Source organism: Legionella adelaidensis (assembly GCF_900637865.1).
GTDB lineage: Bacteria > Pseudomonadota > Gammaproteobacteria > Legionellales > Legionellaceae > Legionella_A > Legionella_A adelaidensis.
Genome location: NZ_LR134418.1, coordinates 419,279 through 440,993 on the forward strand (window position 1 = coordinate 419,279; position 21,715 = coordinate 440,993).

The following is a 21,715-nucleotide window of genomic DNA, read 5'->3' on the forward strand; positions in this document are numbered from 1 at the left end:
GCGTTTTAAGTTTTGCAAACCTCAAAAAATATCAAATAAATGCGTTGATGCCTGTTATATGTTTACCTAAAACTAATGTGTGAACATTGTCAGTTCCTTCATAGGTAAATACCGATTCTAAATTTAACATATGGCGAATTACATCGTACTCCAAACTAATACCGTTAGCCCCTAATAAATTACGGCATTTTCTGGCAATTGCTAATGCTTCTCTGCAAGCATTTCTTTTAGCCAAAGAAATCATCACCGGTGTTTCCCGGTTTTCCTCTTTCAAGCGTCCAATTCTTAAATTAAGGCATTGTGCTTTAATAATTTCACTATACATATCCGCTAAATCTTTTTGGATAAGTTGATGTGCAGCTAGCGGTTTATCAAATTGTTTCCTCTCCAACAGATAGTTTTTGGTTTTATCAAAGCAGGCCATTGCAGCTCCTATAGCGCCCCAGGCAATTCCATAGCGGGCTTGGCTTAAGCAACTGAGTGCCGCCCCTAACCCTTTTTCGCTGCCAGTTAAAAGATTTTTCTCGGGAATAAAAACATCATCAAAAAACAATTCGCCGGTAATCGATGCGCGTAATGACATTTTTAAATGAATTTCACGGCTTTCAAATCCTTTAAATTTTTTTTCTACAATAAATCCACGAATGCCTTGCTCTGTTTTCGCCCAAACAATAGCAATATCGGCAATAGTGGCATTAGTAATCCACAATTTAGAACCATTCAGCTTCCAGCCGCCTGCTACTTTAGTTGCATGAGTACGCATGCTGCCAGGATCCGAACCTGAGTCCGGTTCTGTTAAGCCAAAACAACCAATTATCTCCCCTTTCGCCATTTGCGGTAAAAAACGTTTTTTTTGCTCTTCCGTTCCATATTTAAAAATTGGATACATACACAGGGAACTTTGCACCGAAACAAAACTACGTAAGCCGCTGTCGCCTTTTTCTAATTCTTGGCAAACCAAGCCATACATAACATAAGAGGCATCGTTACCGCCATATTCCGAAGGTAACGTGAGTCCTAACAAACCCATTTCAGCAGTCTTTTTGATAAATTCCTTGGGGAATTTAGCTTTTTCAAATGCTTCTGGTAAAAGCGGTACAACCTCATTATTGACGAAACGAGCAACGCTATCACGAATCATTCTTTCATCGTCATGCAATTGCTCATCAAGAAATAGTAAATCGTCCATTTTCATTTTCCTTATTTGAACTTTCAAACGAAAGTGCAGCTATAATGATAGTCTCTTTACTCGGAAGTAAATACTGCCAAGCATTTCCCAAAGGGATAAAACAATCTTCTCCAACTACCCGTTTTATATTTAATTGAGGAGAAGCTTCCTCTATTAATAAAGTCATCACCCCTTCACTAATAGAGGCGCTTTTTCTTCCTTCATCTACGATTAGTATATTTTTTGCACCGGCAATTTCGCGCAATATAGCCTCCTTTGGGAGAGGGCAAAGCCAATGGAGATCAATAATTTTTATGGAGGTTTTATACTTTTCTCGTAAGATTTTTTCAGCTTGCCGCGAAAGATAGTAGCCATTAGCATAAGTAATAATGACTGTTTCTCCTTTCCCGAAAGTACTCACCTCACCAAACCGAATTTTTTCTTCAAGGGAAGGGTACTCAAATAGCCATTGGTTATCGCCCGTCTCATGTAAATCCTTTGTCATGTATAAAGCAATAGGCTCTAGAAATACAACGATCCTTCCTTCATTCTGGGCTAGCTCCATAGAAGTCCGTAGTAGCCTAGCTGCATCAGGGCCATTGGATGGGCATGCCACAATTAGGCCCGGGATATCCCTTAATACAGCTATTGAATTATCATTATGAAAATGACCGCCAAAACCTTTTTGATAGGCCAAGGCAGCAATACGTATGACCATAGGATTTTTATATTGACCATTGGAAAAGAAAGATAAGGTGGATGCTTCGCCTCGCAATTGATCTTCAGCATTATGTAAATAGGCCAAAAACTGTATTTCTGGCACAGGCAAAAAACCATTATGCGCCATACCAATAGCCGTCCCTAATATAGTTGTCTCATCTAACAAAGTATCAAAAACACGTCTTTGCCCAAAACGCGCTTGTAAATCTGCGGTGACGCGATAAACGCCCCCTTTTTTACCCACGTCCTCCCCAAAAATAACCATTTGCGGATACTGCAACATTAAATCGGTCAATGCAAAATTAATGTGGTGGCTGAGGTTCCTTTTAATTGCTAATTGCGGAAAGCTATCAGCAAAAGTAATTTTTCGTATTGCCTCAGAGGGTAAGGGGTACCGGTGCACTTCTATAACTTTGGGAACCAGAGCGGACATAATGGCTGTGGCCGAGTTTAATTGTTCACTATAAGCTACTTCAATTGCTTTGGCTTGTATCAATTCTTGGTTATCTTCATATAAATGTTGAATACTATCTAAAGTCATCCATCCTGCTCTGTATAAAAGACCTGCAGTATGAAGCAATGGATCATTTGCCTCTGTTTCTTCAATTTCTTTAAGGCTATGGTATTGCGTCTCAATATCCGAACCGGCATGTCCCAAAAGACGGACACAACGCATGTGGAGGAAAACTACCTGCTTTCTTTGTCTTGCTATTTTCTCAGCCAACTTCGCTTGCATAAAGCAATCAGCTAAATTTAAACCATCACATGCTAAATAATGGATAAATGGACGATTTTTTATCGTTTCCTCCACCCAATTCTCAGGAGTAGGCACTGAGATTCCAATCCCATTATCCTCACAAATAAGAACCAATGGTAAAGGATATGCATTTTGTGCAATCCAACTGCACGCATTAAGTGTTCCTTGTGTGACGGAATGGTTTATAGAAGCATCTCCGAAAGAGCAAATAATCACTGAATCACTTGGTAATTTGGCTTCAATCCCTAATTCTTTCGCGCGACGAATAGAAAAAGCCATTCCTAATGCTTTTGGTAAATGGGAAGCAATGGTGGATGTTTGCGGTGGAATATTTAATGGCACACTGCCTAATACTTTATGCCTTCCTCCGGCTATGGGATCTCTTGCCGCAGCTACAAATGACAAAAGCACATCTTCTACCCCGTCACAGCCTGGAAATTGTTTTGCCCTTTGTAGAAAAAAAGCAGCACTACGATAATGAAGGAAAGCCATGTCTGAATTTTTAAACACATAGCCAAAGACCGCATTCCCCTCATGCCCGCTGCTACCAATCGTATAGTAGGCTAACCCTTTTTCTTTTAATTGCCGGGCTATTAGATCAAGTTGGCGGGATTTAATTTGGGTATCAAACAAATCCAAAGCTGTTTTTTTACTTAAACCCGATTCAGCAAGAGTAATAGCGCTTCTAGGCGTGGGAAAGTCTCCTTGCTTAACTCGTTCTAAAAACAGCGTATCAATAATGCTTGCCCTGTCTAACATTTATTTCCTTAATTCCGTACTCCCAGCCTAAAGGCCCCAACAATACTCCATATCCTCGTTAGACCTTCCGACCAACCGCAGCTATTTTATTGATTAGAAATGGTTTATTCTTTTTGCTTCGACAAGGTCGATGAATGTTAGTATATTATAAATTTAGCTTATTGGATCTTTATGCACTGGCTAATACGGATATTCATTATTCTTGGTATAAGTAGCTTAAATGGCTGCGGATACGATAAAATTGCTAATCGTGAAATAATTAATACCCCTGCGCAAAAAAATATTTTTTATATTGAAAATGATACTTGCCTGGATGTTACCCACACACGCATCCGTTGTTATTGAGTAACTTCCCGGGAAGGCTTTACTCACAAACTATAGAGACTTGGCTGGTTTAGCGTCTGGCAAAAAGGGAGCCTATTTTTTCATTGTAACGAATTAAAAGCGGGGCACAAGCAAAGGAAATTAATAGAGCAGCGAGTACCACTTGTGAATAATCGAAAGAAAGCAATTTGCGACTCAATGCCAAGGTTAGAATAGCAAAGCCAAATTCCCCACCCTGAGCTAAAACTATCCCCGTACGCACGCTCACTGCATTTTGATGCCTTGCCATTTTACACAATAAGATTATCAACAAGGTTTTACCCAGCAGAATAGCCAGGAGGGTCAACATTATCCAAACCCATGTTTCTCCCCACATTTTTATATTGGCTAGCATACCAATCGAGACAAAGAATAACCCAAGTAAAATATCACGAAATGGACGAATTTCGTCTTTGATTTGTTTACTATAATCAGTCTCAGCTAAAAAAATCCCACTTAAAAAAGCTCCAAGTGCCAAGGTCATACCAAAGTTTGCAGTAATCCACGCAGAACCAATAGCGATAAATAAAACACTGATAGTAAATAACTCATCTTGCTTTGTAGGGTTTAAATAGCGAAATAACGGAATAAAAATCCAAAAACCAACACTGGCTAAAATACCAATAGCCAAAATTCCGCGTAAACTTGCCCATGTCATAGAATAAAGAACAGATCCGGCATCAAGGGCACTTAAACTTGCTAATATTATAAAAACGGGGACTACAGCTAAATCTTGAAATAAGAGAATACCAATAGCAGTTAAACCATGAGAAGAATTAACCTCTCCCTGCTCGGAGAGCTGCTTTATGACTAATGCTGTTGAAGACATGGATACAACGCAACCAATCACAATACATTGTACCAAAGGAATTTTAAGAATTAAGCCTACTGCCACCGTTAATACTATACAACTAATTACTTGACTCGATCCTAAAACAAACACCGCAAAACGTAGTTTGCGTAATTTGGAAAAAGAAAAATCAAGACCTATAGTAAACATGAGGAAAACGACCCCAAACTCAGCCAAAGCTTGTATCACTTCAGAATTAGGAACAAGCGCTAGAACATAAGGCCCTACAAAAACGCCTACTAATAAATACCCTAAAATTACCGGTAGGTTAAAAAATCGAAAAATACTATTTACAATGAGTACTGCCAGCAAAACAAGCAGTATCGTTTCCAGGACGGGATATTGCATTTGTTTCCAAGTATTTTAGAATTTCTTTGAGTATAAGCTTAAGAATGATTTTCCTGGAACGGTTTTTTCTCAATTTTTATTATTGGCGAGAAAGCGCCTCGCAGTTGCTATATAGTGAGCAAGATGCCTACACCCACTACCAATAAGTAACTCTAATCCGCTATAACGATAGATTATAGGAGAAATACTGACAATTACAGTTAGAATATTTACCCCAATTTAGCACTTTAATATTTTAAGTATAAATTTTTTCTCACTTGTGGTTAAATCTACGTCATTTTTTTAATTACCGAGTTTTTCTATGCAATACCGGCGCATGTTAAAATCTAAAATCCATAGAGCTACAGTGACCCAAGCAGATTTAAACTACGAAGGCAGTATTACGATTTCCCCGCAGTTGCTAAAAGCGGCCAACATTCTTCCCTATGAAGCTGTCAGTGTATGGAATGTCACCCAAGGTACACGTTTTGAAACCTATGCTATTGAAGGTATTCCTTATTCCAATGCTATTTGTGTTAATGGCGCAGCCGCCCATTTAGTAGCTCCAGGAGATATCATCATTATTGCAACCTTTATTCAGTTAGAAGAAAAGGCTTGCTCGAATTACTTACCAAAAGCTGTATTTGTTGATGAAAACAATGAAATAAAACAAATAAGAGCAGAAAGCGTAGAGTTTAACGTTTAATTTGAGAAACAGGGTTAAATATTTTTTTGTAATAATTTTTCAAAAGTATCCATTTCTATTGGTGGGGAATAAAATGAACCTTCCCCATAAAAACAACCGAGTTTTTTTACGGCATTGCTTGTGGCCGCATCTTCGATTCCATTCGCAAAAACTACTAAATCCATGGCTTTTGCTAATTTTATTATCGCTTTTACAACCGTATATTTTTTTTCGTCTTTCATCATGTTTACTACAAATGACTTATCAATTTTAATTTCGCTAATGGGGAAGTTGGTTAAATACACAAAAGACGAGTACCCGCTACAAAAATCACTAATCACTATTTTTATTCCCATCGCGTCTAACGCATTAATAAAGGCTATAGATTGAGTTTGATCGCTAAGACAGGCTTTCTCTGTAATTGCAATTTTTAAACAATCGGGTGAAAGGGAGTTCTCTTTTAAAAGGGAATCAATATAGGGTGGAAGCTCGAGATCCGTAGCATTAAACAATTGCACTGTGATATATATTTGCTGTCCTCTTTTATGTAAATCGGCCAGCTGGGTTACAGCATGACGCAACATGTATATGGATAGGTTTTTTACAATGCTGGTTCCCTCTACTATTGAAACTAATTTTTCATTATCTAAATACCCATGTTTGCTATGTTCCATTGTTAACATAGCATCCGCACCTATAATCTTATTACTCTCTAACTCATAATTAGGCTGAAATAAGATCCGCATCTCCTCATTTACAATGGCACTACTAATTTCTTTATACATAACTCGCTTTGTTTTCCGGCTACTGTGCATACTGGGTTCATAAATTGCAAATCGTTTGCCCTGTTTTTCAGCATGAAGTAAACATAAAGTAGCATGATGAATTAATTCCTCATCATTTTGACCATGAGGTGGATACAATGCAGCACCCGCGGTAGTGGTAATATCGATGGAATTACCGTCTATCATGAAGCTGGTTGAAGTAGTATCTATAACTTTTTGTAAAATGAGGTTTAAATTGTGTTCGCTGCGCAGCCTGGGAATTAAAAGAGCAAACTCTGCACCTTGTAAACGGGCTATCATATTCATTCCCATATAGGCTTGTAACATATACGGTTCTATCAAGATTAGCTTTAATTTTTCGGTAAATTGTAATAATAAGCTGTTGCCACTAAAAGTTCCGTATTCATAATTAACTTGCTTAAAGTTATTAATATTTATAATAACTACAGCAAGATGCTCACCCTTATTAATTTGTTTAATTCCCTGATTAATTCGTTGAGCCAAAAGCCGACTATTGGGTAGATTAGTAAGACTATCATGGTTACTTTCATATTTTAATTTAAGCTCCAAGTCCCCACTTTTACTCACATATTCGCGCGTTTTATCCTCAATAATTAATTCCGCTTTATTAGCAAGCTCATAACAAAACGATTGTCCCCAGTAAGCAAACATAAATGGAGTTAAATCCAATGCCCAAATAGCAGGATTGGAAGTTTGCGCTAATAAAAAACTGGAGAGGCTTAATTCTCCAGTCATCTGATAAGCAACTATCAAAGAAGCGAACACAATACTGCCGATAGAGATAATTAATCCTAAAATGGCATATTTGTTTACATGACCTTTTAAAACAGTAGAGCGGATGGCAAGTTTTTGTTTGATAGTCATAATAAAGAAAAATTTCCCTAATTTATTGATTAAATCGGCAAATTCTTTTGCCAACTTTAATTTCTTTATTTAACTATAGACTTTAATGATAAAAATTTCTCAAATAAAATTTTTAGACGAATAAGATTGCTAAGCATGCCCTGTAATAATACTGGGCAAGCTAAGACATAAACCAAACGTAAAAACTAGCACACGCTATTAATTACGATCTGAACTATAATAATGGATTATTCGGGTGGAAATTCGTATTTAAACTATTTCAACATCTTCAGCTTGAGGACCTTTTTGACCTTGACCAGCTTTGAATAACACAGTAGCGCCTTCTTTCAATGTTTTAAAACCACTGCTTTGAATAGCACTAAAGTGAACAAAATAATCTTTACCTTCACTTTCAATAAATCCAAAACCTTTTCCATCATTGAACCACTTTACAGTACCACGTTTTTTCTCTGACATTGTTGCTCCTTTAGTAAATAAAAAGTTATCCTCATTTAATTTTTATATGTAGTTATAACGAAGTCAATAGCGTTCAATTATTCCGACTCAGTATAACCACAGCCCTCTTTTGGGCAAATAATTTGTTTTCCCGAACGTTTAGTTTCCTTTATAGTAAGTATAGGCCAAGCACACTTCGGACATGATTGAGCTATAGGCTCATTCCATAATGCATAGTCACACTTAGGGTATCCTGCACAAGAAAAAAATATTTTACCCTTGCGCGACTTTCTTTTTAAAATCGTATCTTTATTACACTTGGGGCAAATAACCCCTGTGTCTTCCGGTTTGACGATGGGCTCAATAAATTTGCAGTTGGGATAATTACTACAGCCTATAAACCGTCCGTACTTACCGGTTTTAATCTGCAACTGACTAGTACATTCCGGGCAACTGCGTCCTTCTACTATTTCGGGTTCTTTCTCCACGCCGCTATTCATGTCCTGGGTATAATCACATTCGGGATATCCTGTACAGCCAATAAATCGGCCTCTTTTCCCTAAACGAATAGCCAGGGGTTTTCCACATTGAGGGCATGTTTCATTCGTTTCTTCTGTAGTGACATCTTTACGTTGTACTTTTTCATCGATAGTTTGAATTTGTTGAATAAAGGGATTCCAAAAATCTTCCAAGACAGGAACCCACTCTTTTTCGCCTCTAGAAATAGCATCTAAGGTGTCTTCTAAAGTGGCAGTAAATTTATAATCAACATAGCGTGTAAAATAATTAGTTAAGAAGTGACTAACAATTCGCCCTACATCTGTTGGTACAAATCTTTTCTTATCTACAACAACATACTCGCGTTGCTGTAAAGTATGAATAATTGTGGCATAGGTAGAAGGCCTTCCTATATCGAATTCTTCAAGAGCTTTTACTAGAGAAGCTTCAGAATAACGAGGGGGAGGTTCCGTGAAATGTTGATTCGCGTTTATATCCAATAAATTAACTTTATCCCCTATCGAAAAAGTGGGTAATAATACACTCTCTTCATCCTTCGAATCGTCTTTACCTTCTTCATAAACCTGTAAAAACCCAGGAAAAACTACTGTGGAGCCATTTGCACGAAAAACTGCTGAATCAGCACAAGTAAAATCCACCGCAACCGTATCGACCAAGGCCTCGGCCATTTGACAAGCAATTGTTCTTTTCCAAATTAATTGATAGAGCTTAAATTGATCCGAGGTTAAATATTGCTGGACCATCTCAGGTGTTCTTTTAACTGAAGTAGGCCGGATTGCCTCATGCGCTTCCTGGGCGTTTTTGGATTTCGTTTTATAAATTCGAGGGGATGCCGGGCAGTTAGGGTCGCCATACTTATGACGAATAAATTCACGAATCTCCTCTACCGCTTCAAGCGATAGATTGACGGAATCCGTACGCATGTAGGAAATTAGACCTACCGTACCCGTGCCAATGTCAATCCCTTCATATAGTTGTTGCGCGACCATCATGGTTTTTCGCGCCGTAAACCCTAATTTCCTAGCTGCTTCTTGTTGTAATGTAGACGTGATAAAAGGCGCAGAAGGATTGCGTTTTCTTTGCTTTTTATCTATTGCTGCAACAGTTAATTGGCCATTTGCATCCTTTAATAACTGTTGTTTGATTGCATGCGCTTTCTCAGTGTTAGTAACACTGAATTGTTGTAGCTTTTCTTGTTGATAGTGGGTTAATCTTGCTTCGAAAGAATTTTTGTCCTGCTGACACTGCGCTATAATCTTCCAATACTCTTGCGGTACAAAGCGCTCAATTTCTTCTTCACGTTCTACAATTAATCGAAGTGCGGGACTTTGGACCCGTCCAGCCGAAAGACCTCTTCTTACTTTCTTCCAAAGAAGCGGGGATAAATTAAATCCCACCAAATAATCTAAAGCTCTTCGTGCTTGTTGTGCATTAACTAAGTCCATTGAAATATCACGCGGATTTTCAATCGCTTCTTTTATGGCGGTTTTGGTGATCTCATTAAAAAATATACGTTTAACTTCTTTATTCTTTAACAAATTTTTTTCTTTCATTAACTCATAAACATGCCAGGAAATGGCTTCCCCTTCCCTATCAGGGTCTGTAGCAAGCAAGAGCGTTTCTGATTTTTTTAATTCTTTTGCGATGAGATCAATATGGCGAGCATTCTTTTCTATAGGTCTATAGATCATGGCGAAATGATTATCTGGCTCCACAGAACCCTTTTTAGCAGGCAAATCGCGAACATGACCGTAGGAAGCGAGCACTGCGTAATCATTGCCCAAATATTTTTGAATAGTCTTCGCCTTTGCTGGTGACTCAACAACAACCAAATTTTTACTCATGGGTCGTTCGGCCTTACTTAATATTAATGCAGGGTTAGTCCATCTTCTTTTTGATAGAGCACTAAATCAAGAAAAGCAAGTTGCTCGGCGGCTAAGGAGTCGGCTAAGGTATTTCTTATTATCCATTTTGTTTCTTGTAGTCCTACAAAGCGGGAGTCAGAAAATTGCAGCTGGTTCAATATTTTTTCTAATTCATCAGCACTAATTATTTCCAAATTATGTAAACGCATTAGAAACTGATAACTTGCTTTTGTTAACTTTACACGCTCATCATTTGTGAGAACGCGAGTTGCTTCTATACTTGCGGATTTAATAACATTCATTGTTAAATCATCTTTAGTCAATACCATCGTATTGTCGGCTTGAGTATCATCTACGTTCTCAAGAGACGCCGTTTCCTGATCTTTCATTACACGCGTTTCTTTTAATTGTGCTAATGTTTTTTCAAATAAACTTAATAGCATCTCAAATAAACTATCTTTCATACTGTAGACCTCATATAGCCGCCAGGAACCGCTTTTATTAGTCCATTAACTTCAAGTTCGGCTAATTCACATGTTACTTTTTCCAAGCTAAAACCACTTCTTTGAATAATTTGATTGATCGTGGTAACTTCGAAACCAATGAACTTTACTAGGTTTTCATTATAGTTGGCAAGGTTAGCCGAAGATTTAGTCTCAACAGTAGGGGCAAAACCTAATTCTGTCAAAATATCCTGCACTGAAGTGATTAATTTGGCGCCTTGTTGTAACAAATGGTGACAGCCTCTCGCCTGTGGGTTATTAATAGAGCCTGGTATGGCTAAAACCTCTCGGTTTTGTTCCAATGCCAGGTTAGCAGTTATCAATGATCCGCTTCGAATTGCTGCCTCAACAACCAAAGTGGCTAATGATAAACCGCTTATTATACGATTTCTACGGGGGAAATGTCCAGCAACCGGTTTTGTTTGCAAGGGAAGCTCGCTCAATAAAAGACCATCTTGCTGAATTTTTTCAGCCAACTTTATATGACGATAGGGATAAATATAGTCCACTCCCGTCCCTAAAACGGCAATTGTCTTGCCATGAGCAGCGAGACAGCCTAGATGAGCTTGCGCATCAACTCCCAAAGCTAACCCACTTACGACAGTAAAATTTTCTTTCGCCAAATTGTAAGCAAAATCCCAAGCATTCTCACTACCGGCTATGGAGGGTTTACGCGTTCCGACGATAGCTATCATTTTTTCCTGGAAAGCGCCTGGATTGCCTATTGCATACAACACCGGTGGCGGGTCAGGGATTTCTTTTAATAAAGAAGGGTAATTAGCATCCTCCCAGGTTAACAAGTAATGATTTTTTTGCTGCGCCCACTTTAATTGTTTTTCAACTTCATTCCAGTTGAAATGGGCAATAGCCTTAGCTAACTCAAAAGGAAATCCAATCGCCTCTAGTTTGGCGGCTGAAGTTTGAAATAAAGTTTCTAAATTCGGATAAGCCGTTAAAAACTTTTTAATAGTAGAAGGCCCTATTTTTTTAATGGAGTTTAAAGCGATTAAATAAGGCTTGTTCTTCATGGATTTGTGACTTTATCCGAAATTTTTATAGAGCGTATAGAACGCATAACGAGCCCGAAACTAAAATTAGTAAATGTTCTAAAAATCATGAGCTCCCCCACCCGTTCAGCCGGTAATTTGACACAATTGAACCAACTAAAAAAACAAAGGGGATTAGCTACCTGTTTGCCTTCTTCATAGATGGCTAATACATCACCAGGGGTTAACCCTGCATTTTTTCCACGATTCACAACTGCTACTAAACCCACAGCTCCTTGCTCATAATCACCAGGAATCTCAACAATTTCCCCTGTGATAGGTCTACGTGGAACTTTAGGCTTAAAATAAAAATTATACTCAGGGTAATTATTAGGCATAACCCGATCACCTAGCTCCACTCCCTCGACGATGTCTGTTAAAACAATCGTAGCAGGATCACACCCTCTAACGAGTTCAGCATAACCAATAAGTTTCGCTTTAAAGCCTAATGGACAATTGGTTTGCCTATCCATATATTTTCCATCCGGCCTATAAATGGCATACGAAAAAACAGTACCTGGTGGTGGTTTGGGTGGACACAAATTTTTAACATATACTTCATCCCCTTGGCCTCCTAACATATGTTCCAAGGTAAACCCGACAATATAAGGCGCATTGCGTAAGCTGTCTTTGTCCAGGATTAAGGAAGAATCAAAAAAAGGTTTAATATCACTTAACGGGATGGTAGGGATGGGGTCATGCAAAGGCATTGGTCTCATAAAGGGTGATAACTTCACCGTGCGGTTAGAAATAACCTTAATAAACGGATTTTGATGGTAATATTTTAATTCAATAATATCCCCGGGGTATAAACGATTAGGGTTGTGAATAGTCGGATTTGCTCGCCATAAAGTCTTCCATTCCCAAGGACAAGATAAATATTGGCTAGCAATTTCCCATAATGTATCACCTGGTTGTACTACATAGCGCTCAGGTGCTGTATCCTTTAAAGACAAGGAAAAACTTGCTGTAGCAAAAAAGAGTGATAATACTAAGAAAAATAAACGCACGAACAATCCTTGCTCCATTATTTAGCATCTTGCCCTAACGTATAGTGTTAGGGGATAATAGCACGCATTTATCGGTTTAAAATAGAGTATTATGGCAATTCGTAAAATCATATACCTGCCTGACCCCAGGCTAAGAAAAGCATCTTCACCTGTAACCAAGTTCGATGAAGAGTTGCAAATTTTAATTGAAGACATGTTTGAAACAATGTACGAAGCTAATGGCGTGGGCTTGGCTGCGCCACAAATTGGTATTAATCTGCGTCTTTCTGTGATTGACATTGCCGGTGACAAGGCAGAACAAATTGTTATTGCCAATCCGGAAATTATCCATTCGGAAGGAAAAATAGAGTATATGGAAGGGTGTCTTTCCGTGCCCGGAGCTTATGATAAAGTAATTCGAGCAGACAAAGTAACCATTCGAGCACAAGATCGATTCGGGCAATTTTTTGAAATGGAAGGAAGTGGCGTCTTGGGCGAATGCTTCCAACACGAGATAGATCACTTAAATGGCAAGCTTTTTGTCGATTTGCTATCGCCATTAAAAAGAGCTATTGCCAGAAAAAAGCAAGATAAATATATTCGTCAAAAAGAAAAACGCTAATGAACCCTCTACGTATTGTTTTTGCAGGCACTCCAGAATTCGGTATCCCTAGCCTTGATGCTTTAGGAAATTCCGCGCATCAAATTGTTGCTATCTATACCCAACCTGACAGACCCGCAGGAAGAGGTCGTAAATTGCAGGCTTCCGCTATAAAAGAATGGGGGATAGCTCATCAAATACCCATTTATCAGCCTTTGCACTTTAAAGACCCGGAAACGATAGAAACGTTAAGAGCGCTGAAACCTGACGTTATGGTTGTTATAGCTTATGGACTCATTCTTCCAGAGAAGGTGCTAAACCTGCCAACTTATGGATGTGTTAATGTCCATGCTTCTTTATTGCCCCGGTGGCGTGGAGCTTCTCCTATCCAACATGCCATTTTATTCGGCGATAATGAATCAGGGGTCTCTATTATGGAAATGGACAAAGGTATGGATACGGGCCCTGTCTATTTGAAAGTTACTTGTCCTATAAATAAAAACGACACTTCCGTTGATCTGCATGATCGCTTGGCAAAATTAGCTATTGAACCTTTACTTTTTACATTAAATAACCTTGCAGAGGGAAAAAAAACAGCCACACCGCAGAACCATGAATCAGCTACCTATGCCCCTAAAATAAAAAAAGAAGATGCACTCATTCAATGGGATAAACCCGCGACAGAAATTAATCAAGTAATTCGCGCTTTTAACCCTTGGCCCATTGCTTATACTTTTTATCGTGATCAATTAGTGAAAATTTATGAAGCGGAAGTGGTGCATCGCCTTGCAGATAGTCAACCAGGTACCGTATTACAACTCGATAAGAACGGGATTTTAGTAGCGACCACCCAGGATTGTATTCTGATTAAACGCATTCAATTTCCTAATGGTAAAATTCTACCTATACAGGATTGGTTAAATGCCAATAAAAATACGTTAAAAAAAGGAGATATCATGGGTGAATCTTTAACTATTTCTAGCCCCCTTGCCCCCTTATAATGAAAAATGAACGCTTAATCGCTTTAAAAATTCTTGTCACATTCTTTCAGCAAAAAGACCATTTATCTCATTTATTAAATCAAGAGAAATGCACTCCTTTAGTAAAAGAGCTTTGCTATGGTGTAACCCGTTTTTATTTCCGTTTAGAGGCCATTGCTCTTTCACTTATGAAAAAGAGTCCTAAAGACAAGGAAATAGAAATAATTCTTTTAATGGGCCTCTATCAACTTTATTTTTTACGAATGCCTGACTATGCAGTAGTAAAAGAAACGGTTAATTTGCTGAGTTATATAAACAAAACTTGGGCAAAGGGGCTTGTAAACGCTGTATTGCGCCGATTTTGCCGCGAGCAAGATGAAATTCTTACTAATCTGGAGAAAAATAATAACTTTCACCATAACCATCCTGCGTGGTTTGTCAAACAAATAAAAAAAGATTGGCCTGACCATTGGCAACAAATTGTAAAAAATAATGACGCGCATCCTCCCATGACATTACGCATCAATACGCGAGCTACTAACCGGGAAAACTATCTTAGGGTTTTACAAGAAAATAACATTGCTGCAAATCCTACAACATATTCTGCCGAGGGGATAATTTTAGAAAAACCTTGCGGCGTTGAGGATCTACCGCATTTTTCGCAAGGAGTAGTTTCTGTCCAGGACGAAGCTGCGCAAATGGCGCCCTCTCTACTACAGTTAAAACCACATTTATCACTACTTGATGCATGCTGTGCACCAGGAGGAAAAACTTGCCATATTTTGGAAATAGAACAAGTGGATTGCACGGCTCTCGACGTAGAACCGAAACGTTTACTTAAAGTACAAGAGAATTTACAGCGCTTACATTTGCAAGCAACTGTTATTTTAGGTGATGCCCTGAAACCAAATGATTGGTGGAGTGGTATGCAATTTGACCGCATCCTCTTAGACGCCCCTTGTTCAGCAACCGGGGTCATTCGCAGGCACCCCGATATCAAAATACTACGAACCCCCGATGAAATAAAAAATGTCATTCAAGTGCAATCGCAGTTGCTTAAAAGTGTATGGCCCTTGTTAAAACCGGGCGGTATTCTTTTATATGCCACTTGTTCGCTGCTAAAAGACGAAAATGAAAATCAGGTTGCAAAATTTTTACAAGAACATAAAAATGGAGAGAGCTTAACAATTAAAGCGACATGGGGCCATTCGACAGGACACGGAAGGCAAATATTACCGGGAGAAAATAATATGGATGGCTTTTTTTATAGCGTACTAAAGAAAAAAGAAGCATGGGAATAAACTGGCCTTTAGTTATCATTTTATGCGGGATTGCACTTCCAGGAATTTATATTGCTGTTCCTCGCCTTATTGACTACTTATTAAAAGAAAACTCGGACGAATTAAAAAAACGAATTAGTAGAATCGCCATTGCACAAACTTTAGTGATGGTATTCCTAATGTGTTTAGGGGGAAGCGTTTTAGCTAATTATACCGGCTTGGGAGATCCTATCTTAAACGCCCTCTTGCAAAAAAGCGCCATTGTTGTCCCCATTCAAGAAATGTTACTCCCTGTTTTTATTGGCACGATTATTGGTTTATTGGGTTTTTTTATTCTCTACTATTGGCTTGTTTCCAGTTTTTTAGATAGCCACACCTTAAATATAATGCAAAAAATTCGGGGTGCTTTAAAACTAGATGGCTCCATGCTTTATGGGGGCGTGGTAGAAGAAATATTAGCTCGTTGGGGATTGATGAATCTCGTACTCTTCTTTGTATTATTATTTAATAAACAACTTTCCATTGCCATCTTATGGATTTCGATTATTGTAAGTAGTATTTTTTATACCCTTAGCCAACTTCCAGCCTACTTCGCAGCAGGCTGTCTTTCCACACGACGTTTTGCATACTCTCTGATTATTCTCAACTTATGGTTAGGCATTGTTTTTGGGTATATTTTTTGGCAATACGGTATTCTTGCTGCTATCACTTCCCATATCCTTTTTCATCTTGGGTGGTGGTTTTACGATCCCCCTCAAGTAGAGGGTGCCAAATCGTGATCTCACAGTTTAGGTATATTCCGATTGAAAACTTGCAAAGAGGGAAATATCAGCCAAGAAAACATTTTGACCCTGTATTATTAAAAGAGTTAAGCCAATCAATAGCTGAGCAAGGACTTATAGAACCTTTGGTTGTAAGGCAAATTGGTCCACATCAATATGAAATAATTGCTGGTGAAAGACGTTGGCGTGCGGCGATGGAAGTTGGCTTCACAGAGCTTCCTTGTGTCTTGGGCACTTATACTGATACCCAAGCCGCCACAGTAGCGCTGGTAGAAAACATACAACGAGAAGATTTAAACCTCATTGAAGAAGCTGAAGGATACCAACGTTTAATCAACGAATTTAACTTTCATCAAGAAGAAATCGGGCAGCTGGTAGGTAAATCACGAAGTCATATTGCTAATCTTTTACGCTTGCTTTCTTTGTGTGCGCCCGTCCAAAACTTAATTAGACAGGGGAAGCTGTCCTTGGGCCATGCAAGGATGCTAGTAGGTCTTCCTAATAAAGCACAAGAGAATTTAGCAAAAAAAATAGAAACCCATACGTGGTCCGTTCGAAGGCTAGAAAAAGAAGTTCGCTCTCTTAAAACTATTCGTGAGGAAGGAGAAGCAGAGCAAGATATCATTTTTTTACAGAATCAAATTTCAATGCAGTTAAATGCGCCTGTGGAAATCAGTAAAGAACTAAAAGGTGGCTGGTTAAAAATTAAGTTTTACGACAATGATACCTTGCTTGGGCTTATGCAACGCATGGGTTTACAGACAGAAGAAATTTGATGATTAAAAAAAAATGAAAAGGTACAATATCAATCAATTCTACCAAATAAGGTCCTATATGAAACGGATTTTAGCCCCGGTTATTTTAATAACTCTCGGTTTTTCGGCCTCAGCCACTACTATGCAGTCAGCGGCAGACAGAATTATTAATCAAGTAGACCCTGCTACCAATATAGGTATTTCCGTAGTTGACTTAACTACGGGAGAAACACTTTATCAAAGAAATTCGAACCGTTCTTTTATACCGGCAAGCAACATGAAACTTTTTTCAGATGCTGCGGCATTAATGGCACTCGGCCCGGATTATCATTTTCAGACAAAATTAACTACTAATGCCGTTTCTTTAGAAAACGGTAATTTGAATGGTTCTGTATTCATTCACTTACCAGGCGATCCTTCTTTAACTCAGGATGAAGTAAAAGACTTATTGCGCGAATTGTCTGAGTGGGGGGTTCGAAATATTCATGGAAATGTAGTTATTGTGAGTAATAATCGTGCGGTCGATGCCTATGCACCAGGATGGGTAACAAAAGATTTAAAATATAGCTACGGCGCACCATTGGCTCCCCTTGTACTAGATGAGAACAGACTAACGGTTACTGCAAACCCGGCCGATAAGCCAGGCCTGCCCGCTTTAGTTGAGCTAAGCAGCCCGAGTGGAATAACTATAAATAATCAGGCAAAAACCAATGCCACTGGGAAAGGCTGTGGTGTTGGCCTAAATATGAACCAGGATAATGTTTTAACAGTTAGTGGCTGTGTAGGCGTAGGTCAATGGTCCGTTCAACAACGAATCGCTATTTTAAATCCACTGCGTTACGCACAAGAAGTAGTTAGAACGCAACTTACAGAGTTAGGCATATCGCTTAATGGACAAGTCATTTTAGGAAATGGTACGGGAAATGAATTATTAATAGCTACGCATAATTCAAAACCTATTACTGAATTAATGGCCGATACTTTAAAGCCTTCAGATAATTTATACGCCGATAGTTTATTTTTACATGCTGCAGCCAAAATACATGGCACGCCATTAAATTGGCAAGATGCGCAAAAAGTTGTGAAGACTTTTTTACAACAACAAACCGGGGTAAATTTACAAAACGCTGTGTTGACGGACGGCTCGGGCCTTTCACGCCAAGACTTATTAACCCCTGAACAAACCGTAGGATTATTAAAATTTTTACATCAAAAATTCCCCCTTTCGTATGAGTATATCGCCGCTTTACCTATCGCAGGAATTGATGGAACCTTGCAACGTCGTTTGAAGCTGCCCTCACAAAAAGGCCTAGTACGTGCAAAAACCGGTACAATGACAGGAATCATAGGGTTATCAGGTTACTTATATACTGCAAATGCGCATACTCTAGCGTTTGCTATTTTTATAAACCGTACTCCCAAAACCAATCCTAATGCCGCTGGAAAATACCGCTATCTAGTAGACGCACTTTGTGCATTTTTCTTAAAACAAAAACCACAAAACGCTATTTATGGGGGAGAAAATCCTCACGGGATTTTATCCATTCATCAAAAGCCCACACAAATACAACTACAACGTAGTCATAGAGCAAAATGGCGAAATATAGAAACCTCTATTAAAGCCGCTTTACGAGGCCAGCCTGTTACAATTTTATACCGAGGTGATTACTTAGTATTAAATGACAATAATAGTGATGCTAATAGAGTTCTGTCCGCACTACAAAACCTGAGAAAGAAAACCCCTTTCGCTATAGCACTTGAAGACCGTACTCCCCCTTCTGGATCCCGGAACCAACTCTTATGGGTTAAGGCCAATCCTAAAGGCAGAGTTTGGACCATTAAAGAGGTAGTTTAAGAGGGTTTGAAAGAGCGGGGCTTTTTTCTTTCAAATTGTTTCGTTAAAGCCCGTAATAAGTATGCGTAAACCTGGTTGCCAGCAACCAGGTTTGTACCAATCATTCTATACTTTTATACCCGTTAACCATATTGCCTACACTTCAAACAATCTATATAATTTCAACGCAAATACTAGGAACGTACATGGCATTCCCCAAAATTTCTGCAGTACTTAATAACTGCATCTTACATTCGACTACTCCTGAAATAATAGAGCAAATTTATCAAATTGCAGAAAGTCCAGAGTATGACAATGGCTTCAAAGCAGGTTATAACCACTTAAAAAATTGTTTTGCAGAATTTTATGAATTTGATCCGTCTCACTTTGAATGGGATTTCTTTAGAAAAATATTGCAGCGCTACAATCCTCATGAGGTTCAAATTATTTTCGGGCCTGTTTTGCGGCTGTTTATGAAAAAATATATTGCCGAAAACCCAGATACTCCATACCTTTCCGAAAACATAGAAGAATATATTGCGCTCCATACAGAAATCAATCGTGGCTCTGGCAGATACTATAGTGCTTCTCCTTTTGAACTATATTGGTATGTCTGCAATCCTCTGGGAATAAGTTTAAGTTATGTAAGAGATCGGCAAAAAATAACAATGGCCACAGATAATGCATATGCGGAAATTACACTTTTTCATAAGGGGGGAATAGAAGGTGCTCATCAAGGTGGTCATTGGGAGCGAGTTGAAAATCAGGAAGACAGTGAAGATTACGCGAAGGCTCCCTCAACGCAATTATCTGCGATAGAGCTTTTATTAGGAAATGACGCTCGCATTAACGAATATGGATTCCAATTATTAAAAAAGCACGTGCGAACATCTGCTAAAGCAATTACAGGTCACTTTCCCCGGGAAGAATATAATGAGATTATTTTAAGCGCTTTACAAATTAATAAATACGCATTTGCGATAAACTTGGTAAACAATAATTTAGCCTTAAAAATATTGGGCCCCTCTATTACAGCAATAACCCGCCAGTTCCTATTAAATTTTAATTCTGATTTGCCTAAAGACAATTTTTTACAAGCTTATCTTCGTGCTCTTGGAGAAAATATTTTACAACCACATCTGGTAAACCCAACCGAACTCCCTACATTCCCTGAGGATGCCAAACAATATTATCAAGACTTAGCGGCACAACTAACAAAACCTATTCAACTACCTATTATTTCATGTTCTGACCATGATAGCCCTTCATACCGGGGTTCGGCTAACGTGATTCTGGATGTTGGGATTCGCTTGGGGAAAATAATAGGAGGACTTGCTTTAGTATGTTTATGCATCGCTCTTTTTAAGATTAGCTTACTATTTGGTTTAGCATTAAGTGCTGGTTGTCTGGGGTTTTATTCCTTATTTAATGGAAGAAATAAGTCAAAATCAGAAGAAGCTGCATTATCCCTCGAATTGACGCCTCAATAATTGTAATTCTTGTTTTATCCGTTCTAATTCATCAATTAACTCAAGAGCCAGAACCACGCCTGGTAAATTGATATCAAGATCTTCTTGAAGTCTAAGGGCGGATTGAATTCTTGCAATGGTAGAGGAAGAAAATATTTCTTGCTTTAAATTTTTTTTAGTAGGAACAAACAATCCATATTCTACCATGTCAATGAGCATATCGTCGGTAAGATTATATTTTTCGCAAACCTCCACATAAGAATAGGTTTCATCCTCAATTAACATGCCAGTAATAATTGTTTTTGCCATATTAGACCCTTAGTTTTTCGCGTGGATTAAACGGCATTTCTTGTGCCATTTTTTTATAAAGCTCTTTTGCGCTTTCGGTTGCAGGTTGAGGAATAACAATTTTTAAGGTCACTAATTGATCCCCTTCTTGCCCCCCGCTAAATCCTTTTTTCTTTAAACGTAATATCTGCCCACCTTGAGAACCGGGCGGGATTTTTAAATCTACTTTACCGCCCAAAGTAGGAACGGTAATCGTAGCTCCTAATGCAGCCTCCCAGGGAGTGACAGGTAAAGTGAGATAAATATCATTACCAATAAGTTCAAATAAAGGATGTTTTTCTAATTGAACCGTGAGATACAAATCCCCCGCTTTTCCACCATTGAAACCCGAGGCCCCTTTTCCAGCCAAACGTATTTGTTGACCAGGCTTTACTCCCGCAGGAATTTTTACTCTTAATGTTTGTGGTTCTTTTCCAGGAGAACCAGGTAAAAGCATATCTTTAACCGTACCTTTATAAGCTTCTTCCAAACTAATAGATATATTACTATTATAATCAGCTCCTGCGCGTTGCTGTTTACGAAAACCCCCTCCAAAGAGGGACTCAAAAAAGTCGGGATCAAATTGATAGTTAACGCCTTCTTCTGTTTGCCAAGGATTTTGTCCAGAAGAATATTGTCCGCGCTGGTGAACATTCCAATCTTCACCGTAAGCATCATAAGTTTTACGCTTTTCAGGGTCTTTCAACACCTCATAAGCTTCACCTAACTCTTTGAATTTCTCTTCAGCATTAGGTTCTTTACTAATATCTGGATGATATTTTCGCGCCAAACGCCTGTAGGCCATTTTAATGTCTTTTTCAGAAGCATCGCGATTTACACCCATTATCTTGTAGTAATCTTTGTAGCTCATATCTCATCCTGAAAGCGTTATCCCAATACTTATAACCCACAATACCGGGTTACCTTGTTTGGTATAAAAAGAGTAGCAGATAGTATTTTATTTAGCGATACCGTTAAGTTGATATTAAGTCCTTATGAAAATAAAAAAAAGCCGGTGAGCAGTCTATACT

Annotated in this window: 20 protein-coding genes; 9 read left to right on the top strand and 11 right to left on the bottom strand. The window is 38.6% G+C overall.

Translation table 11 applies throughout. The features are described from left to right. Positions 1-31 precede the first annotated feature (31 nt). Together EL206_RS03095 and EL206_RS03100 are read right to left on the bottom strand one after the other, a co-directional pair. Entirely contained in the window at positions 32-1,189 is a 1,158-nt protein-coding gene (locus EL206_RS03095; RefSeq protein ID WP_058462077.1) for an acyl-CoA dehydrogenase family protein, read from the bottom strand. Next, positions 1,167-3,404, bottom strand: coding sequence for a thiamine pyrophosphate-dependent enzyme (locus EL206_RS03100; RefSeq protein WP_058462078.1), 2,238 nt, complete (start codon positions 3,402-3,404; stop codon positions 1,167-1,169). Before EL206_RS03100 ends, EL206_RS03095 begins: the two co-directional genes overlap by 23 nt. 171 nt (positions 3,405-3,575) lie before the next feature. On the opposite strand from EL206_RS03100, the gene EL206_RS09950 reads away from it, so the two are divergent. Beyond that, on the top strand, positions 3,576-3,749 hold the full coding sequence (locus EL206_RS09950; protein WP_157058190.1) for a hypothetical protein: 174 nt from the start codon (positions 3,576-3,578) through the stop codon (positions 3,747-3,749). Between the two features lie 49 nt (positions 3,750-3,798). On the opposite strand, the gene EL206_RS03105 is transcribed toward EL206_RS09950, so the two are convergent. Beyond that, the gene (locus tag EL206_RS03105) at positions 3,799-4,965 is read right to left on the bottom strand and encodes a cation:proton antiporter domain-containing protein (RefSeq protein ID WP_058462079.1); all 1,167 of its coding nucleotides are present in this window, start codon (positions 4,963-4,965) and stop codon (positions 3,799-3,801) included. 301 nt (positions 4,966-5,266) lie between these two features. Between EL206_RS03105 and panD the strand changes: the two genes are divergently transcribed. Further along, positions 5,267-5,650 (top strand): aspartate 1-decarboxylase, encoded by a 384-nt coding sequence (panD, locus tag EL206_RS03110; RefSeq protein WP_058462080.1) that lies wholly within the window; start codon positions 5,267-5,269, stop codon positions 5,648-5,650. 14 nt (positions 5,651-5,664) lie between these two features. Here panD and EL206_RS03115 read toward each other — a convergent pair whose 3' ends face one another. From EL206_RS03115 to EL206_RS03140, 6 genes are all read right to left on the bottom strand, one after another. Continuing rightward, positions 5,665-7,353, bottom strand: a complete 1,689-nt coding sequence (locus tag EL206_RS03115) for a putative bifunctional diguanylate cyclase/phosphodiesterase (protein WP_058462081.1) — start codon at positions 7,351-7,353, stop codon at positions 5,665-5,667. A 195-nt stretch (positions 7,354-7,548) separates the two neighbouring features. Beyond that, a complete protein-coding gene (locus EL206_RS03120) occupies positions 7,549-7,755 on the bottom strand; it encodes a cold-shock protein (RefSeq protein ID WP_058462082.1) in 207 nt (68 codons plus the stop codon). A 77-nt stretch (positions 7,756-7,832) separates the two neighbouring features. Then, positions 7,833-10,097 carry a type I DNA topoisomerase gene (topA, locus tag EL206_RS03125; protein WP_058462083.1) on the bottom strand — a complete coding sequence of 755 codons (2,265 nt, stop codon included), beginning with the start codon at positions 10,095-10,097 and terminating at the stop codon, positions 7,833-7,835. Between the two features lie 23 nt (positions 10,098-10,120). Beyond that, positions 10,121-10,582 carry a DUF494 family protein gene (locus EL206_RS03130; protein ID WP_058462084.1) on the bottom strand — a complete coding sequence of 154 codons (462 nt, stop codon included), beginning with the start codon at positions 10,580-10,582 and terminating at the stop codon, positions 10,121-10,123. After that, entirely contained in the window at positions 10,579-11,649 is a 1,071-nt protein-coding gene (gene dprA / locus EL206_RS03135) for a DNA-processing protein DprA (RefSeq protein ID WP_058462085.1), read from the bottom strand. Before dprA ends, EL206_RS03130 begins: the two co-directional genes overlap by 4 nt. Continuing rightward, on the bottom strand, positions 11,646-12,677 hold the full coding sequence (locus tag EL206_RS03140; protein ID WP_232048496.1) for a LysM peptidoglycan-binding domain-containing protein: 1,032 nt from the start codon (positions 12,675-12,677) through the stop codon (positions 11,646-11,648). The genes dprA and EL206_RS03140 overlap by 4 nt, the downstream gene beginning before the upstream one ends. A gap of 91 nt (positions 12,678-12,768) precedes the next feature. Here EL206_RS03140 and def point away from each other — a divergent pair, with 91 nt between their 5' ends. The 7 genes from def to EL206_RS03175 all read left to right on the top strand — a co-directional run bounded on the left by def (position 12,769) and on the right by EL206_RS03175 (position 20,378). After that, positions 12,769-13,278, top strand: a complete 510-nt coding sequence (def, locus tag EL206_RS03145; protein WP_058462087.1) for a peptide deformylase — start codon at positions 12,769-12,771, stop codon at positions 13,276-13,278. Further along, positions 13,278-14,258, top strand: a complete 981-nt coding sequence (gene fmt / locus EL206_RS03150) for a methionyl-tRNA formyltransferase (RefSeq protein WP_058462088.1) — start codon at positions 13,278-13,280, stop codon at positions 14,256-14,258. The genes def and fmt overlap by 1 nt, the downstream gene beginning before the upstream one ends. Beyond that, a complete protein-coding gene (gene rsmB / locus EL206_RS03155; protein WP_084758835.1) occupies positions 14,258-15,538 on the top strand; it encodes a 16S rRNA (cytosine(967)-C(5))-methyltransferase RsmB in 1,281 nt (426 codons plus the stop codon). Before fmt ends, rsmB begins: the two co-directional genes overlap by 1 nt. Further along, positions 15,529-16,296 carry a CPBP family glutamic-type intramembrane protease gene (locus EL206_RS03160; protein WP_058462090.1) on the top strand — a complete coding sequence of 256 codons (768 nt, stop codon included), beginning with the start codon at positions 15,529-15,531 and terminating at the stop codon, positions 16,294-16,296. Before rsmB ends, EL206_RS03160 begins: the two co-directional genes overlap by 10 nt. Further along, positions 16,293-17,075: a ParB/RepB/Spo0J family partition protein gene (locus EL206_RS03165; protein WP_058462091.1), complete on the top strand. Its 783-nt coding sequence runs from the start codon at positions 16,293-16,295 to the stop codon at positions 17,073-17,075. The genes EL206_RS03160 and EL206_RS03165 overlap by 4 nt, the downstream gene beginning before the upstream one ends. Before the next feature lie 58 nt (positions 17,076-17,133). Further along, complete coding sequence (gene dacB, locus EL206_RS03170) at positions 17,134-18,909, top strand: D-alanyl-D-alanine carboxypeptidase/D-alanyl-D-alanine endopeptidase (RefSeq protein WP_058462092.1); 1,776 nt, start codon at positions 17,134-17,136, stop codon at positions 18,907-18,909. Between the two features lie 185 nt (positions 18,910-19,094). Then, complete coding sequence (locus EL206_RS03175; RefSeq protein WP_058462093.1) at positions 19,095-20,378, top strand: hypothetical protein; 1,284 nt, start codon at positions 19,095-19,097, stop codon at positions 20,376-20,378. On the opposite strand, the gene EL206_RS03180 is transcribed toward EL206_RS03175, so the two are convergent. Next, positions 20,352-20,666 (bottom strand): chaperone modulator CbpM, encoded by a 315-nt coding sequence (locus tag EL206_RS03180; protein ID WP_058462094.1) that lies wholly within the window; start codon positions 20,664-20,666, stop codon positions 20,352-20,354. The genes EL206_RS03175 and EL206_RS03180 overlap by 27 nt on opposite strands. A 1-nt stretch (position 20,667) precedes the next feature. Continuing rightward, complete coding sequence (locus EL206_RS03185; RefSeq protein ID WP_058462095.1) at positions 20,668-21,555, bottom strand: DnaJ C-terminal domain-containing protein; 888 nt, start codon at positions 21,553-21,555, stop codon at positions 20,668-20,670. Positions 21,556-21,715 lie beyond the last annotated feature (160 nt).

What these genes read in the sequence shown, in the direction of transcription:
- EL206_RS03095 (WP_058462077.1), bottom strand. Translation starts at nt 1,189, where the DNA reads ATGGACGATTTACTATTTCTTGATGAGCAATTGCATGACGATGAAAGA.
- EL206_RS03100 (WP_058462078.1), bottom strand. Translation starts at nt 3,404, where the DNA reads ATGTTAGACAGGGCAAGCATTATTGATACGCTGTTTTTAGAACGAGTT.
- EL206_RS09950 (WP_157058190.1), top strand. Translation starts at nt 3,576, where the DNA reads ATGCACTGGCTAATACGGATATTCATTATTCTTGGTATAAGTAGCTTA.
- EL206_RS03105 (WP_058462079.1), bottom strand. Translation starts at nt 4,965, where the DNA reads ATGCAATATCCCGTCCTGGAAACGATACTGCTTGTTTTGCTGGCAGTA.
- panD (WP_058462080.1), top strand. Translation starts at nt 5,267, where the DNA reads ATGCAATACCGGCGCATGTTAAAATCTAAAATCCATAGAGCTACAGTG.
- EL206_RS03120 (WP_058462082.1), bottom strand. Translation starts at nt 7,755, where the DNA reads ATGTCAGAGAAAAAACGTGGTACTGTAAAGTGGTTCAATGATGGAAAA.
- topA (WP_058462083.1), bottom strand. Translation starts at nt 10,097, where the DNA reads ATGAGTAAAAATTTGGTTGTTGTTGAGTCACCAGCAAAGGCGAAGACT.
- EL206_RS03130 (WP_058462084.1), bottom strand. Translation starts at nt 10,582, where the DNA reads ATGAAAGATAGTTTATTTGAGATGCTATTAAGTTTATTTGAAAAAACA.
- dprA (WP_058462085.1), bottom strand. Translation starts at nt 11,649, where the DNA reads ATGAAGAACAAGCCTTATTTAATCGCTTTAAACTCCATTAAAAAAATA.
- def (WP_058462087.1), top strand. Translation starts at nt 12,769, where the DNA reads ATGGCAATTCGTAAAATCATATACCTGCCTGACCCCAGGCTAAGAAAA.
- fmt (WP_058462088.1), top strand. Translation starts at nt 13,278, where the DNA reads ATGAACCCTCTACGTATTGTTTTTGCAGGCACTCCAGAATTCGGTATC.
- rsmB (WP_084758835.1), top strand. Translation starts at nt 14,258, where the DNA reads ATGAAAAATGAACGCTTAATCGCTTTAAAAATTCTTGTCACATTCTTT.
- EL206_RS03160 (WP_058462090.1), top strand. Translation starts at nt 15,529, where the DNA reads ATGGGAATAAACTGGCCTTTAGTTATCATTTTATGCGGGATTGCACTT.
- dacB (WP_058462092.1), top strand. Translation starts at nt 17,134, where the DNA reads ATGAAACGGATTTTAGCCCCGGTTATTTTAATAACTCTCGGTTTTTCG.
- EL206_RS03175 (WP_058462093.1), top strand. Translation starts at nt 19,095, where the DNA reads ATGGCATTCCCCAAAATTTCTGCAGTACTTAATAACTGCATCTTACAT.
- EL206_RS03180 (WP_058462094.1), bottom strand. Translation starts at nt 20,666, where the DNA reads ATGGCAAAAACAATTATTACTGGCATGTTAATTGAGGATGAAACCTAT.
- EL206_RS03185 (WP_058462095.1), bottom strand. Translation starts at nt 21,555, where the DNA reads ATGAGCTACAAAGATTACTACAAGATAATGGGTGTAAATCGCGATGCT.